The sequence below is a fragment of the Dactylosporangium sp. NPDC049525 genome (genome assembly GCF_040676755.1).
Lineage (GTDB): Bacteria > Actinomycetota > Actinomycetes > Mycobacteriales > Micromonosporaceae > Dactylosporangium.
On sequence record NZ_JBFAPO010000018.1, the window covers coordinates 57,395 to 70,186 of the forward strand.

Here is a 12,792-nt window from a genome sequence, read left to right on the forward strand (position 1 = left end):
CCTGGGGAGCCGCCTCAGGCGGCGGTCTCCCGATCGGGGCGGACGGCGCTGCGGTAGTCGTGGGTGAAGAAGTCCCGGACGTCCTCGGCGAGCAGGTCCGGCACCTCCATGGCGGCGAAATGGCCGCCGCGGTCGAACTCCGACCAGTGCCGGATGTCGAACAGCCGCTCCGCGAGCGGGCGCACCGACTGGGTGATGTCGTGGGCGAACACCGCCACGCCGAGCGGCACCGGGCACGGCGCGACCTGGCGCGGGGTGTCGTGGTGCAGCCTGGCCGAGGAGGCCGCGGTGGCGGTCAGCCAGTACAGCGAGATGTCGGTGAGCATCCGGTCGTCGCTGATCGGCGCGCGTGGGTCGGTCCACTGCGCGAAGCGCTCGGCGATCCAGGCCAGTTGGCCGACCGGCGAGTCGGTCAGCGCGTAGCCGATGGTCTGCGGCGTGGCGGCCTGCAGTGCCTGGTAGGGCGGGCGGTTCGCCATCAGCTGCCGGACCTTGTCCAGCCGGGCCTCGTCCGTCGCCGACAGGACGAGGCCGGCGTCGGGGTCCGGCCGGGTCGGCAGGTAGTTGACGTGCACGCCGACGACCCGTTCGGGGGCCACCGCGCCGAGCGCCATGGAGATGCCGGCGCCGAAGTCGCCACCCTGCGCGCCGTAGCGCTCGTAGCCGAGGCGGTGCATGAGCTCGGCCCAGGCCCGTGCGATCCGGACGACGTCCCACCCGCGCTCGTGCGTCGGGCCGGAGAAGCCGTACCCCGGGATCGACGGGATCACGAGGTGGAAGTCGCGCGACAGCGGCTCGATCACGTCGAGGAACTCCAGGAACGAGCCGGGCCAGCCGTGGGTGAGGATGAGCGCGAGCGCGTCCGGTTTCGGGGACCGGACGTGGACGAAGTGGATGTTCTGCCCCTCGATCTCGGTGGTGTAGTGCGGCAGCTCGTTGAGCTTGGCCTCGTGCTCGCGCCAGTCGTAGCCGGTGCGCCAGTATTCGGCCAGTTCCTTGAGCCGCGGCAGCGGGAAGCCGTAGTCCGACCCGGCGCCGGCGACCTCGTTGGGCCAGCGGGTCCGGGCGAGCCGGTCGGTCAGGTCGTCGAGGTCGGCCTGGGGGATGTCGATGCGGAACGGCGTGATCATGGTCTGCGCTCCCGGGATCGCGTGCGAATATCGTTGGCCTGGCCAACGATACCGCAATCGTTGGTGCTACCAACGATTCGTTGTGCGCGTCACAGCGGAATCCCCGGTCGCCACGGTCAGCGCGCTTGGGCGTGGTGCTCGACGATGCGGGTCAGCAGCCCGACGAGCTGCTCGCGTTCAGCTGGCGAGAGCGGGGCACACAGGTCCTCCTGGATCTGCGCCAGCACACCCTCGAGGCCCGCCAGGCGACGACCCGCCGCCGGGGTGAGGGTGATGATGTTCCGCCGGCCGTCGGCGGGGTCCGGTGACCGCTCGATCAGCCGCTGGTCGGCCAGCTCGTTCAGCGCCGCGACGACGTCACTGCGGTCGATCCCCGTGCGGCGGCCCAGTTCGGCCTGACTGACGGGACCGCCGTCCTGCAGCGCGGCCAGCAGCCGGTAGTGGTAGCCGCGGGCGTCGACGGCGGCGAACCGCTCGGCCACCAGGCGATGGCTGTGCGCGGAGGCCTGGTTGATCAGCCAGCTCGGCATGCGCCTGAGCCGCCCAGGTGGCGCTTCGTCGCCCGTCTTCATGCCCGCCAGGGTACCGAATTGTTGGTCCCACCCACGAATGCCCGAGCCCGGGTGATCTACGCGGCGCCGCCGAGCTCGTGTACCACGGCGGCCGACCACGAGGCGTTGCGGGCGCGTGCGGCGCTCGCGGCACGCTCAGCCGGCGACCATGACGGTGACGCCGCCGCCGTCGTCGGCCGGGCCGTTTCCGCCGCCGCCAGCAGGGCGGGATCGTTGGCGGCGTCCTGATCGCCGGCGCGCTGGTCGGCCGCGCACGCCGAGATGCCGAGCAGGAGCACGGTCGCCATGCCCAGCAGGGTCACGGCACGCATCCAAGACATGTGACTTTCTCCGGTTCGTCCGTTCGGGAGCTCAGGCCCGGGAGCCTGCGGTCCGTACGGACGAGACGGCAGGCACGGCGGAACGGTTCCGCAAGTCGGGCCGGTAGCCGGCCGGAGGTCGTCGCCGACCGGCCACCAGTCCTCCGACGTGCTCAGGCGGTGTTGATGTGCACGCCGACCGCGTTCATGGTCGACCTGAGATCGGCGTAGTAGACGTCCATGGCGCACTGGCGGCCGGCGAACACGTACCCGACGCAGGGCCGCAGGTAGCCGCCCAGGCTCTGGCCGCTGATGACGCCGCGAGCCAGTAGCTTGCCGTTCGACCCGATGCTGACCACCGGGCCGCCGCTGTCCCCGTTGCCGTTGATGGCCTCGCCGAGCGCGTGCTCGGCGTGCACCAGTCCGGGTGACCCGGCCGACGCCCTGCGACGGCGGGTCATTCGCCGGTGCGGCCGGATCAGTGCTCGCTGAGGGGAACCGCTACGCAGACGTCCGGAAGGCCCGCCGCGGGCCATGCGACGAGCAGGTCGAGCACAGTGCCTTCGGGGCGGCGCGGGGTGAATTCGACCGTGGAGCGGAAGGAACGGTCCCCGCCGCTGGACGTGCCGCCCTGCGGCGGGACCCAGGTCGCGTCCCGGTCGTGCAATACCGCGATGGACGCGCCCCGGCGGTGCGTGTGCGGCCGCTCGGCACCGTCACGAACCGGTGGGAAGCCTCCGGCGGCCGCGGCCTGCGCCCGTGCCTCGACGGCCACGCTGAGGACCTCCAGCGACAGGAGGTCACCGATCGCGGTGAGGCGGGTCAGCACGACCGCCGCGTCCTCGCCGCGGCTCAGCACCTGCGGCACCGCGACGGCGCGTCCCGCCTCGACCGCCAGCTCCTCGAACGGGTCGGCGCCGATGTGGTGCCGCAGCGAACCCGGCGCGGGCCGCGCACGCAGCGGCGCATCCCAGATCGAGACGGTGTCGCGCTCGACCGTTGCCCGGTCGGGCAGGGACAGCTCCACGACGGTCTCCGCGAAGCCGATCTCCGGCCACGCCAGCACCACCGACACATGGTCGAACAGCGGCGGAAACCGCAGCGCGGCCTGCAGGCTCGGACCGTGAGTGCCCTCGAAGTGATCGCCGCTGCTCGACGACCACGACGACGCGAACTCCCAATGTGCGCGCCCGTCGTCGTCGAGCCACCCGACCCGCAGGTCGACGCCCTCGTCGAACGGCGGAAGCAGGCGACGCGGCGCGGCGGGCGGCGCACCGCGCCCCGCCCGGATGTCCGCCTGCCGTTCGGAGGCGTTGCGCCGGTCCAGCGGTCGACGCGCGAGCAGTTCGAGCTCGAACCAGGTGGGCCGCGAGACGGCGCGGACGATGCCGACCGTCAGCTCGGGTCGCTCGACCACCAGGCCGCCATGGTGCGCCAGCACCCCCAACGTCTCATCCATGGCCATGCGCCAGCGTACCGCCGCCACCCCCTCGCTTGATGCCGCCTCGTCGTCAGGGGCACACGGCGCGGCGGGGCGTGACGTCGCCGACGTAGGCGGCCCACTCGACGGCGGTGAGGTCGCGGCCGGCCACGGCGCACAGCCGCTGCCGCCAGTCCGCGATCGACACGTTCCAGAACAGCACCGCGCCGTCGTCGTCCGCGGTGACGAGCGAACGGCCGTCGGGGCCGAACGCGATCGCGGTCACCGCGTCGGAGCCGTGGCCGCCGAGCCGGCCGAGCAGCTCTCCGGCCGCGACGTCCCAGAGTGTCGGCGCCGTGCCGAAGCCGCCGCCGGCGGCGAGCATGCGCCCGTCGGGGCTGAAATCGACCGCCAGGACGGAGCCGGTGCCGAGGAACAGCGCGGGCAGCACATCCCGCTGCCGTTCGTAGTTCCACAGTTGTACGGTGCCGCCGTCGGAGCCGATCGCGACGACGGGCTCCGTCGGGTGCCACGCAACGACCGGACTGGCATCGACGCTGCTGACCGGCGGGCCGTCAGGTGCGCGGATCCGCGCGCCGGTGACGAGGTCCCAGATCTCCACCCGGCCGTCCCGCGCGCCGACCGCGACGTGCCGCCCGTCGGGCGCGACCGCGAGCGCGCTGACCGGGCCGGCGCCCAGTTCACCGATCGGTGTGCCGCTCCACCGGTCGCCGGTGCGCCGCCAGTCGGTGATCACGCCGGTCGGCGAGCCGGTGAGGAAGCGGTCGCCGCCGGGGAACAGCGCGACGGTGCCGCCACGGTCCTCGCTGAGCACGACCGGCGCGCCGCCGGCGGGCTCCAGCGGGTACAGGACGAGCCGCCCGCCCGGGCCGGAGGCGACGACGGCGCGGGATCCGTCGACGAACGCCGCGCCGTTCGGATCGTCGAAAATCGGCGGCGGGAACGACTGCGGGCCGGACAGTTTCGTCCGGGTGCCGTCGGGACCGACGAGCGTGACGATGCCCGCCTCGTTGTCGACCACCGTGCCGCGGCCGTCCCGGCTCACCCGCGCGGCGGTGACGTGCCCGAAGCCGTCCAGGACGAGCCGCGGATCGCCGAGCGGGGCGAGGCCGAGCCCCGGGCGCAGGTCGAGGTCGGACACCACGACCCGGCCCGAGATGTCGGCGCTGACCAGCAGGTTCACGCCGGGGATCCACGCCATCGTGCGGAGCATGTTGGCGTGCCCCTCCAGCCGGCCGAGCGAGGCGCCGGTGTCGAGGTTCCACACGGTGATGTTGCCGCTGGCGTCGCCAGCGGCCGCGACCTTGCCGTCTGCGCGGACCGCCAGCGGCGCCAGCGACGAACCTTGCACGGAGCCCGGCAGCGGCGTGCTCTTCCCCGTCGTCAGGTCGACCACCGCGGCCCGCTCGATGGACTGTCCCGGGAACGGTGCCACATCGACCACCACACGGCGCAGGTCCGCGTCGAAACCGACCTTGCCGGTCGGTTCGGTGTCGATGTTCACGGGGGTACTGCGGCTGCCGTCGGCGATGGTCCAGACCGTGCCCACCAACGCCTTGTCCATGGGGTACACGGCGGCGAGCCGGGTGCCGTCGGCGCTGAACGCGATGCGTTCCGCGTTGGTCACGGCCGGGATGGCCGCGCCGACCTTGCGGCCGTTGGCGTAGTCCCAGACGGTCACCCCGTCACGGCCCGCCGCGGCGACCAGCCGGCCGTCGCGCGACAACGCCACCCCTTCGTCCACAGTGGACGGTATCTGCCAGGTGCGGGTGGAGTCGTCCGTGAGGTGCCAGGTTGTGACCGCACCCGATGGGGTCGCCGCGACCACGGTGTCGTTGTCGAGGAACGCGAGCCGTTGCGTGCCCGGCAGGCTCTTGCCGGCCCGTACCGCGCCGATCCGGCCGGCACGCGCCGGGCGGACCTGGACGATGCCGTCACGCCCGAACGACGCGACCGCGGTGCCGTCGGGTGACACGGCCATGGCCAGCGGATCGACTGCCCAGACCTGGACACTGGTGGCCAGCGGCGCGTACTGCAGGGTCCGCAGCAGCGCCTGGCGGGACGTGAACGAGTCCTCCATGCGCGACGCCTGCACGGCGAGCAGCATCGCCAGGTCCAGGTCCGAGCCGAGCTTGCCAACGGCCTGCAGCGCCAGCGCGCGGGACGCGGCCCGCACGGACTGTGCCTGGGCCCGGTCGGCGTTGCGTACCGCCAGCACACCGGTCCCCACCGCCAGCACCGTGAGCACGACGAGCGCGGCGATCGCGGCCCTGGCCCGGCGCAACGCGCGGCGCTGCAGGCGGCGGTCGTCGTCCTCCAGCTCATACGGCGCCAGCCCGTGCATCGGCGCGGCCAGCCTGGACAGGAACCGGCGGAACGCACCGTCGTCGAGCGCGAGCGAACCACCAGCACGCAACGGTGCCGCGTCCAGGTACGTCGGCTCCTCCGCGAAGCATCCGCGCAGCGCCGCCGGTGCCGCCGTCGACGCGGCGAAGTCGATCTCGCGATCCTCTTCGGACCACACGAACGTGCCGTCCGCGAGCACCAGCAGGATCTCCCGGCCCGGCGTGCCGTCCCGGAAGTGCTGGATCTCCCGGTTGACCCATTCCGACGCCGCCGCGGCCGGTGAGGCGATGACGACCAGCCGCGCGGAGCGGTCCAGCGCGCCGGCGATCGTCGTGAACAGGGCGGGGTTGACGCCGAGATCGGTCTCGTCGCGGAACACCTTCAGCGCCTGCCACGCGAACGGCGGCCGGGCCAGCCGGCGCAGCCCGTTGTAGATAGCGACCGCCAGCGCCCGGTCCGCCCGGGAGTATGAGATGAACGCGTCGTACCCGCCCTTGCCCGTGTCCTTCCTCGCGGCCATCAACAACCCGCGTCGAACGCGCGGAACGCGGTCTCGACGTCGCCCGCGGCGGCAACGACCGATTCGGCGTCCCTGCGGCTCATGCCGGTGTTGCCGGTCAACCCGGCGGTGATGCCGTCCAGCCGCCGGTGGTACCGGTCCACGGCGCCGGAGAGCGCCTCGTACTGCTGCGTGCCGCCCGGAGACTGGGACAGTTCGTTGCCGAACATCACCGCGGCGTCGACGAGCCGGGCCAGCTCGAACCTCGTCAGCGCGGTCATCGCGGGCGTGGTCGTCGGCGGCGGGAAGCTGCGCCACCGCCGGTACCCCTCCCTTGCGGCGCCACACGCCGACGGCGCCGTGACCGCCGGCGCGGCGGCCGTCGGGGACGCCGTCGCGGCGGCTGACGTGGACGGTGGCGTGAAGTACGGCGCAGGCCCGGCGACCGTGTCATCGCTACAGGCGCCGAGCATCACGGCTGACAGCCCGACGAGACCACTGACGACCCGCACCCGCCAGACGAGCAACGACATGTTCACGGAGCGTAGGCGACGCAACAGGCGCAGACGTCCCTCAAACGGACGCATCGGCAACGCGAAAGGCCCAGTGCGGGATGCTACGGAAGGTGCCGGGCGTCCAGCTCGTTGACCAGCGGCTGCCAGGCCTCCTCGTCGACCACACCCGTGTACGAGGGCAGCACCGGCAGCAGGTGCAGGCCGAACGGCGAGACCGCCCGGGCCACCCGTTCGGCGATGAGCGGCGAGCGCCAGTAGCCCGAGTGGCCGAGTCCGGTCGCTACCCGCTGGTCCCAGCGGTCGCCGTCGGGAGCCCCGTACCGGCCGACGGCCTGCGCGATGCGTTCGAACAGGAACTGGCCCGGCCCGAAGGTGAGGCCGAGCACCCGGTCGCGATGGGAGTGCAGGACGACGTAGCGCGAGTCGGGATGCCGGGCGGCGAAGCGCTGCGGGGACGCGCACTCACCGACCGGGACCGCGGCCGCGAGCAGGTACACGCCGCTGATCCGGGCACCGTGCCCGGACGCCTGGCTCATCAGCCACTCGAGGGCGGCCAGCAGCACCCGGCAGCCGAGCGAGTGCGCCACCAGGATGACCTCCGTCGTGCGCGGCAGGTCGGCCAGCAGCCGGCCCAGCGCCTGCCCCGACGCCGTCGCGGCCGGGACCCGGGTGGCGTAGGAGAGCTGCGTGACCACCGGCAGCCGGTGATCGCCGGGCCAGTGGAAGCCGAAGAAGCCGGCCAACCGGTCGGGCCGGGTCGGCCACAGGTTGTCCGACAGCGCCGCGACCAGCCGTTCGTAGCTCTGCTCGGCCACCGCCGGCGAGTTGGCGAACCCATGGATCATGATCACGGCACGATGCGACCGGCGCAGCGCCGCCACGCCTTCGCCGCTCACCGCCAGCGCCGGGTCCCGCGACTGGCCGGCGCGCACCGACAGCCGGTAGGTCCTCACCGGCGCAGCCGCTCGATGGCCGCGGACAGGTCGCGGGCCAGCCACGCGAAGAACCCGCCGAACAGCAGCGCCGCCACCACGAAGGCGGCCGAGTGCAGCGGCGCCGACCCGTCAGCCAGCGCCACCAGCAAGGCGATCAGCCCCGTCAGCCACCACGCGGTCACCTGAAGGTAGTGCCGCCAGCGGCCGGCCAGCCGGATCTGCAACTGGTCGATCGCCGTGGCAATGCCGTAGCTCAACTCGGCCGCGACGGCAGAGGACCCGCTGTCCCCGCCGAACCGCCGGTCGTCGAGCATGTGCAGGTCCTCCCGGTCGACGTCCGGGCAGAGGGCGAGGAGCAGCTCCGCGTATTGCGTCCCGTGCCGCGACGCGCGCTCGACGGCCGCGCCGATCTGGGCCGACAGGTGCTCCGCCGGGAGATTGAACGCCCCCCCGACGCCCGGTCCGGCGAACGTGACCTGCCGCCAGCGCTCGCCCACGACGGCGTCGGCGAGGTCCCGCGACCCGTCGTCGTTCGCCGGCCGCTCACCCTTCGCCGACACCAGCTCCATGGCCCGCACCAGTTGACCGAACACCGCCGGCCGCGGCGACCGGCTCCGATCGTCCAACCACACCGCGACCTGGCGGCGGTTGTAGGCGCCGCGCAACGGCAGCAGCCGCTTGACCGTCTCGATGAGCACCATCGCCGCCACCCCGCACACCACCACCCAGGCCGCGAACCGCCCGACGGACGCGCCGGGACCCTGCCACGGCAGCTGGAACGCCGCGGTCACCGCGACGCCGACCGCAAGGACGACGGGCAGCACGCCGGAGAAGGCCCACCGGTCCACCGGCACGCGGACGATGCCGAAACGTCGACGACGCCCGGCCGTCGCGGCGAAGCCAACGGCGGCGACCGCCACCGCCCCCAGGACACCGAGCACCACGGCGAGCGCCTGTTCCACCTGTCCTCCAGCACATCCAGAGCCGGTCGATCGCCGCCCCAACGTAGCGGCAGCCCTGGGTGTATCGCAGAACGTGGATCGGAAATCCACCTTCCGGAAACCCATCCCGACCCGAACGACGCACGGCCACGCGCCGACCGGCCATGGCGGCCGGGTCCGCCCGCCTCACCCCAGCTGGTCGCGGCGGCGGGTCAGGTAGGCGGCCTCGGCAGTGTTGCCGGCCAGGTCAATGGCCCGGTCGTACGCCGCGCGCGCCTGCCGGCTGCGGCCCATCCGGCGCAGCAGGTCGGCGCGGGTCGCGTGGAAGGCGTGATAGGCGGCCAGCCTGTCCTCGAGACGGTCGACGGCCGCCAGCGCCACGTCCGGACCGTCGAGCTCGGCGACCGCGATCGCCCGGTTGAGCGCGACGATCGGCGAGGGGTCGGCACGGACCAGCTGGTCGTACAGGGCGACGACCTGCGACCAGTCCGTGTCACGTACATCGCGGACAGACGTGTGCACGGCGTTGATCGCCGCCAGGATCTGGTAGCGACCCGGAGCCACCCCGGTCGCGGCCACGGTGGCCAGCCGCTCGCGCACCAGCCGATGCCCCTCGCCGATCAGCGCCGCGTCCCAGCGCCCTCGGTCCTGCTCGGCGAGGGCGACCAGCTCACCGCTCGCCGAGACGCGGGCGACGCGACGGGCCTCGGTGAGCAGCATTAACGCCAGCAGCCCGGCCACCTCACCGTCCTGCGGCATGAGGGCCCGGATCAGTCGCGTCAGCCGGATCGCCTCGGCGGTCAGGTCGTGCCGCACGGGATCGGTGTCGGGTCCGGTCGCCAGGTAGCCCTCGTTGAAGACGAGGAAGAGGACGGCGAGCACGCCGGAGACACGCTTCGGCAGGTCCTCCGCCGACGGCACCCGGTACGGCATGCGATTGGCCTTGATCTTGGCCTTCGCGCGGGTGATCCGCTGCCCCACGGCGCTCTCCTGGACCAGGAAGGCACGCGCGATCTCGGCCACGGTCAGCCCGCCGACCATGCGCAGCGTCAGCGCCATCCGGGCCTCCAGCGCGAGCGCCGGATGACAGCAGGTGAAGACCAGCCGGAGCCGCTCGTCGTCGATGACACCGAGAGACTCGGGCGGGTCGTCGTCATGCAACATCTGAGCCTCCTTGTGCTTGCCGTCGCGCTTGCTCTCCCGGCGGATCCGGTCGATCGCCTTACGGTTGGCGGTGGTCGTCAGCCAGGCTCCGGGATTCGGGGGTACGCCGTCGACGGGCCACCGTTCGACGGCGCTCACGAACGCCTCGGCCGCCGCCTCCTCGGCGAGGTCGAGGTCACCGAAACGCCTGGCCAGGGCGGCGACCACCCGCGCCCACTCCGCACGGTGGGCCCGGGTGATCGCCGCACCGGCGTCGTCGCCCACGTTCACAGGAACGGCCGCACCTCGACCCTCCGGTTGCAGGCTCTCGACCCTTCGGCGGCGAGCTTGAGCGCCACGTCGAGGTCCTCGGCCTCCATGACCCAGAAGCCGACGATGTGCTCCTTCGACTCCAGGTACGGCCCGTCGGTGAACAACGCCTCCTCACCCCGGTTGTCGATGACCGTGGCCGTGCCGGGCGAGCCGAGCCCACCGGCGAAGACCCAGTGCCCCTCGGCCTGCAGCATCTCGTTGAACACGTCGATGGCGGCCATCTCGGCGTCGGTGGCCAGGTCGGAGCTGTCGTGGAGCACGGAAACCAGGTACTGCATCTCGGAAAATCCCCTCCGGTTCGAACGCCCCTCACGGGCGCCCTCTCCCCTGCTACGAACGCAGCGGTCCCGATCCGACACCGCCCCCAGAGCATTTTTCCAAGACCTCCCGGCGAGCGTGCCGGAACGGGTCGGTTCTGGTCGCCATGAGCGGACGCCGCCGTCAGGCAAGATACTTCCCATGCCGCTGTTCGAGATGACGTCCGAGGCGCTGGTCGAGGTTCCGTCGACGAGCTTTGCCGCCGCGCAGGTCCTGGAGCGTGCCGACTTGCAGCGACTGCTCCGCGCCCGGATCGACACGATCGTCGACGGTGTGCTGGTCGTGGCGGAGGAGTTCGGCGCGTTCACCGACTCCCGGCGCCGGATCGACCTGTTGGGCGTGGACCGCGACGGCCGGCTGGTGGTCGTCGAACTCAAACGCACCAACGACGGCGGCCACCTGGAACTGCAGGCGCTGCGCTACGCGGCCATGGTCTCGGTCATGACCTTCGACGACCTGACCGAGCACTACGAGCACTGCGCCGACGGCAGACCACGGCACGCGCGGTCACCACGGACAGCCGCGACTGGACCCCGTACCGGATCACCACCCCCGCCGGACCAACGGAGCCGCTCCGCAAACGCCGCGCGGTCCTGGCCATGGTCACAGCGCTGCACGAAGCCGGGGTGCCCGCCGACCAACTCGCCGGCGTCCTGCCCCGCTCCCGATTCCTGTCGGTCGACGGCGTCCTCACCGGCGAGGACCTGGCGCAGGCGTTCATGGTGAGGTATTCCGCCTCGACCAAACGACTCGGCCGGTGGTTCCTCGACACGCCACTGCACGACAACGACCGCACCTGGGTGCTGTCGAAGATGTGGGGCACCAACACGGAACCGGTCCTGGACGCCCTGCTGACGCTGGCTCCCGGAGAAGGATTCGGCTACCAGGCCGTCGACCAGGACTGAGCGGGCCATGGGGGCAACCGCCGTCTCCGGTCAGAGCATCAGCTGACAGCCAGTCGTGCGCACGCCGACCGGGTCGCGTCGTCGAGGGGGAAGTAGCTCTCGATTCGCAGCTCGTCGAGGGTCACCTGCTGCGGTGCGGAGAACATCGTGATCGTGGTGAGGAACCCGACGCGGAGGTCGCCGCGGCACAGCTGGATCTCCAGGGTCGACCCGCTGTGCGCGGAGAAGTCCGGGCGGCGCCAACCGGAGGGCACATCGGGGTACGCCAGGGTGCGCTCGATGAGTGCCCGGAGCCGGTCGTCCGGCCGGCCCTGCAATGTCTCCCGGTGCAGGCGCGCGATCATCCGGTGGCCGACGTGTGCCCAGTCCGTGACGAACGGCCGGACCAGGTGCGGATCGAACAGCAGGGTGAACATGTTCAGCGGGGTCGGCAGCCGGTCGGGTTCCGCGACGAAGTGCGCGAACAACGCGCGGGCGGCCCGGTTGCTGCGCAGGATGTCGTAGCCCCCGGACAGGATGGTCAAGGGATAGGGCTCCTGCTGCTGCATCATGCGGTCGATCGCCTGCTCGACGGCCGGTGCGAGCTCGTCCAGTCCCGGCTCGGGAAAGCGGGCCGGGAAGCCGGCGGCGAGCAGCACCTGGTTCTGCTCGCGCAGCGGCGCGTCAAGGGCGACCAGCAGGCGCAGCACCATGGCTTCGCTGGGTTGCGACCGGCCCGACTCGAGGAAACTGACGTGCCGCGCGGAGACGCCGGCGGCGATGGCGAGATCGAGTTGGGAGATCCCGCGGCAGTCCCGCCAATATCGCAGCAGGGCCGGGAACAGGCGGCCGGTCACCCGCCCGATGCTAGCCACCGGCCGGCGGTGCCACACCTACGTCCGCAGGTAATTGAGCTGTGGGACGGCCGGTCCGTACGGTCGCCGGGCATGAGCAGAGCAGTGTTCCTCACCGTCGTGGCCGGCGTCGCGGTGTGCATCGGCGGGTTCGCCGCCGCGCTGCCGCACCGGCTGCTGGACAGCAAAGGGGTGACCCCGACCGCGGCCGCGAACGTCTGGGGCCGTGAGGTGGGTGTACTCATCGCGGCGGTCGGCGTCACCGCGTTCCTGGTGCGCGATCAGCCGGATTCGCCGACGCTGCGGGCGTTGCTGATCGGCAACGTGATCGTGCAGCTACGCCTTCTTCGCCAAGTGCCCACACCGGCTCGCCTGCGCCTGACCGCACTCGCCAACCGACTCGCCGACGTCGCCACTCCATCCGGCCCAACACCGAACCAACTCGGCAACGGCACGGCCTTCATTCCGCTCACCGCCCTGCGCGCGAGCCTCCGGGAGGGCCCTTCGTGACGAGACCGCGACCCACAGAAACTTGGGCGCCCCGTGCAGCCGAACAAGACGAACTGCACGGGGCGTCTTCGT

At 72.2% G+C, this 12,792-nt stretch carries 15 protein-coding genes; 2 read left to right on the forward strand and 13 right to left on the reverse strand.

Annotated features, from left to right (window positions below; genetic code table 11):
* Positions 1–14: 14 nt before the first annotated feature.
* The 12 genes from AB0K00_RS25335 to AB0K00_RS25390 form a co-directional block, all read right to left on the reverse strand.
* Complete coding sequence (locus AB0K00_RS25335) at positions 15–1,130, reverse strand: epoxide hydrolase family protein (protein ID WP_363524213.1); 1,116 nt, start codon at positions 1,128–1,130, stop codon at positions 15–17.
* A 116-nt stretch (positions 1,131–1,246) separates the two neighbouring features.
* Positions 1,247–1,702: a MarR family winged helix-turn-helix transcriptional regulator gene (locus AB0K00_RS25340; protein WP_363524216.1), complete on the reverse strand. Its 456-nt coding sequence runs from the start codon at positions 1,700–1,702 to the stop codon at positions 1,247–1,249.
* Between the two features lie 56 nt (positions 1,703–1,758).
* Positions 1,759–2,013 (reverse strand): hypothetical protein, encoded by a 255-nt coding sequence (locus AB0K00_RS25345; protein WP_363524219.1) that lies wholly within the window; start codon positions 2,011–2,013, stop codon positions 1,759–1,761.
* A 161-nt stretch (positions 2,014–2,174) separates the two neighbouring features.
* Entirely contained in the window at positions 2,175–2,462 is a 288-nt protein-coding gene (locus tag AB0K00_RS25350) for a hypothetical protein (protein ID WP_363524222.1), read from the reverse strand.
* Positions 2,463–2,479: 17 nt separating this feature from the next.
* Complete coding sequence (locus tag AB0K00_RS25355; protein ID WP_363524225.1) at positions 2,480–3,460, reverse strand: hypothetical protein; 981 nt, start codon at positions 3,458–3,460, stop codon at positions 2,480–2,482.
* A gap of 52 nt (positions 3,461–3,512) precedes the next feature.
* Complete coding sequence (locus AB0K00_RS25360; protein ID WP_363524228.1) at positions 3,513–6,308, reverse strand: TIR domain-containing protein; 2,796 nt, start codon at positions 6,306–6,308, stop codon at positions 3,513–3,515.
* Entirely contained in the window at positions 6,308–6,820 is a 513-nt protein-coding gene (locus AB0K00_RS25365) for a hypothetical protein (RefSeq protein WP_363524231.1), read from the reverse strand. Before AB0K00_RS25365 ends, AB0K00_RS25360 begins: the two co-directional genes overlap by 1 nt.
* Positions 6,821–6,903: 83 nt before the next feature.
* A complete protein-coding gene (locus tag AB0K00_RS25370) occupies positions 6,904–7,755 on the reverse strand; it encodes an alpha/beta hydrolase (RefSeq protein ID WP_363524234.1) in 852 nt (283 codons plus the stop codon).
* Complete coding sequence (locus AB0K00_RS25375) at positions 7,752–8,699, reverse strand: hypothetical protein (protein WP_363524237.1); 948 nt, start codon at positions 8,697–8,699, stop codon at positions 7,752–7,754. Before AB0K00_RS25375 ends, AB0K00_RS25370 begins: the two co-directional genes overlap by 4 nt.
* 165 nt (positions 8,700–8,864) lie before the next feature.
* Positions 8,865–10,112: an RNA polymerase sigma factor gene (locus AB0K00_RS25380; protein WP_363524240.1), complete on the reverse strand. Its 1,248-nt coding sequence runs from the start codon at positions 10,110–10,112 to the stop codon at positions 8,865–8,867.
* A complete protein-coding gene (locus tag AB0K00_RS25385; RefSeq protein WP_363524243.1) occupies positions 10,109–10,432 on the reverse strand; it encodes a YciI family protein in 324 nt (107 codons plus the stop codon). The genes AB0K00_RS25380 and AB0K00_RS25385 overlap by 4 nt, the downstream gene beginning before the upstream one ends.
* 163 nt (positions 10,433–10,595) lie before the next feature.
* A complete protein-coding gene (locus tag AB0K00_RS25390; protein ID WP_363524246.1) occupies positions 10,596–10,949 on the reverse strand; it encodes a hypothetical protein in 354 nt (117 codons plus the stop codon).
* A gap of 122 nt (positions 10,950–11,071) precedes the next feature.
* Between AB0K00_RS25390 and AB0K00_RS25395 the strand changes: the two genes are divergently transcribed.
* On the forward strand, positions 11,072–11,377 hold the full coding sequence (locus AB0K00_RS25395; RefSeq protein WP_363524249.1) for a hypothetical protein: 306 nt from the start codon (positions 11,072–11,074) through the stop codon (positions 11,375–11,377).
* A 38-nt stretch (positions 11,378–11,415) separates the two neighbouring features.
* On the opposite strand, the gene AB0K00_RS25400 is transcribed toward AB0K00_RS25395, so the two are convergent.
* Entirely contained in the window at positions 11,416–12,213 is a 798-nt protein-coding gene (locus AB0K00_RS25400; protein ID WP_363524251.1) for a helix-turn-helix domain-containing protein, read from the reverse strand.
* Positions 12,214–12,303: 90 nt separating this feature from the next.
* Between AB0K00_RS25400 and AB0K00_RS25405 the strand changes: the two genes are divergently transcribed.
* Complete coding sequence (locus tag AB0K00_RS25405; protein WP_363524254.1) at positions 12,304–12,720, forward strand: hypothetical protein; 417 nt, start codon at positions 12,304–12,306, stop codon at positions 12,718–12,720.
* The last annotated feature ends 72 nt before the right edge of the window (positions 12,721–12,792 follow it).

What these genes read in the sequence shown, in the direction of transcription:
- AB0K00_RS25365 (WP_363524231.1), bottom strand. Translation starts at nt 6,820, where the DNA reads ATGTCGTTGCTCGTCTGGCGGGTGCGGGTCGTCAGTGGTCTCGTCGGG.
- AB0K00_RS25335 (WP_363524213.1), bottom strand. Translation starts at nt 1,130, where the DNA reads ATGATCACGCCGTTCCGCATCGACATCCCCCAGGCCGACCTCGACGAC.
- AB0K00_RS25360 (WP_363524228.1), bottom strand. Translation starts at nt 6,308, where the DNA reads ATGGCCGCGAGGAAGGACACGGGCAAGGGCGGGTACGACGCGTTCATC.
- AB0K00_RS25395 (WP_363524249.1), top strand. Translation starts at nt 11,072, where the DNA reads ATGGTCACAGCGCTGCACGAAGCCGGGGTGCCCGCCGACCAACTCGCC.
- AB0K00_RS25350 (WP_363524222.1), bottom strand. Translation starts at nt 2,462, where the DNA reads ATGACCCGCCGTCGCAGGGCGTCGGCCGGGTCACCCGGACTGGTGCAC.
- AB0K00_RS25340 (WP_363524216.1), bottom strand. Translation starts at nt 1,702, where the DNA reads ATGAAGACGGGCGACGAAGCGCCACCTGGGCGGCTCAGGCGCATGCCG.
- AB0K00_RS25345 (WP_363524219.1), bottom strand. Translation starts at nt 2,013, where the DNA reads ATGCGTGCCGTGACCCTGCTGGGCATGGCGACCGTGCTCCTGCTCGGC.
- AB0K00_RS25385 (WP_363524243.1), bottom strand. Translation starts at nt 10,432, where the DNA reads ATGCAGTACCTGGTTTCCGTGCTCCACGACAGCTCCGACCTGGCCACC.
- AB0K00_RS25405 (WP_363524254.1), top strand. Translation starts at nt 12,304, where the DNA reads ATGAGCAGAGCAGTGTTCCTCACCGTCGTGGCCGGCGTCGCGGTGTGC.
- AB0K00_RS25355 (WP_363524225.1), bottom strand. Translation starts at nt 3,460, where the DNA reads ATGGATGAGACGTTGGGGGTGCTGGCGCACCATGGCGGCCTGGTGGTC.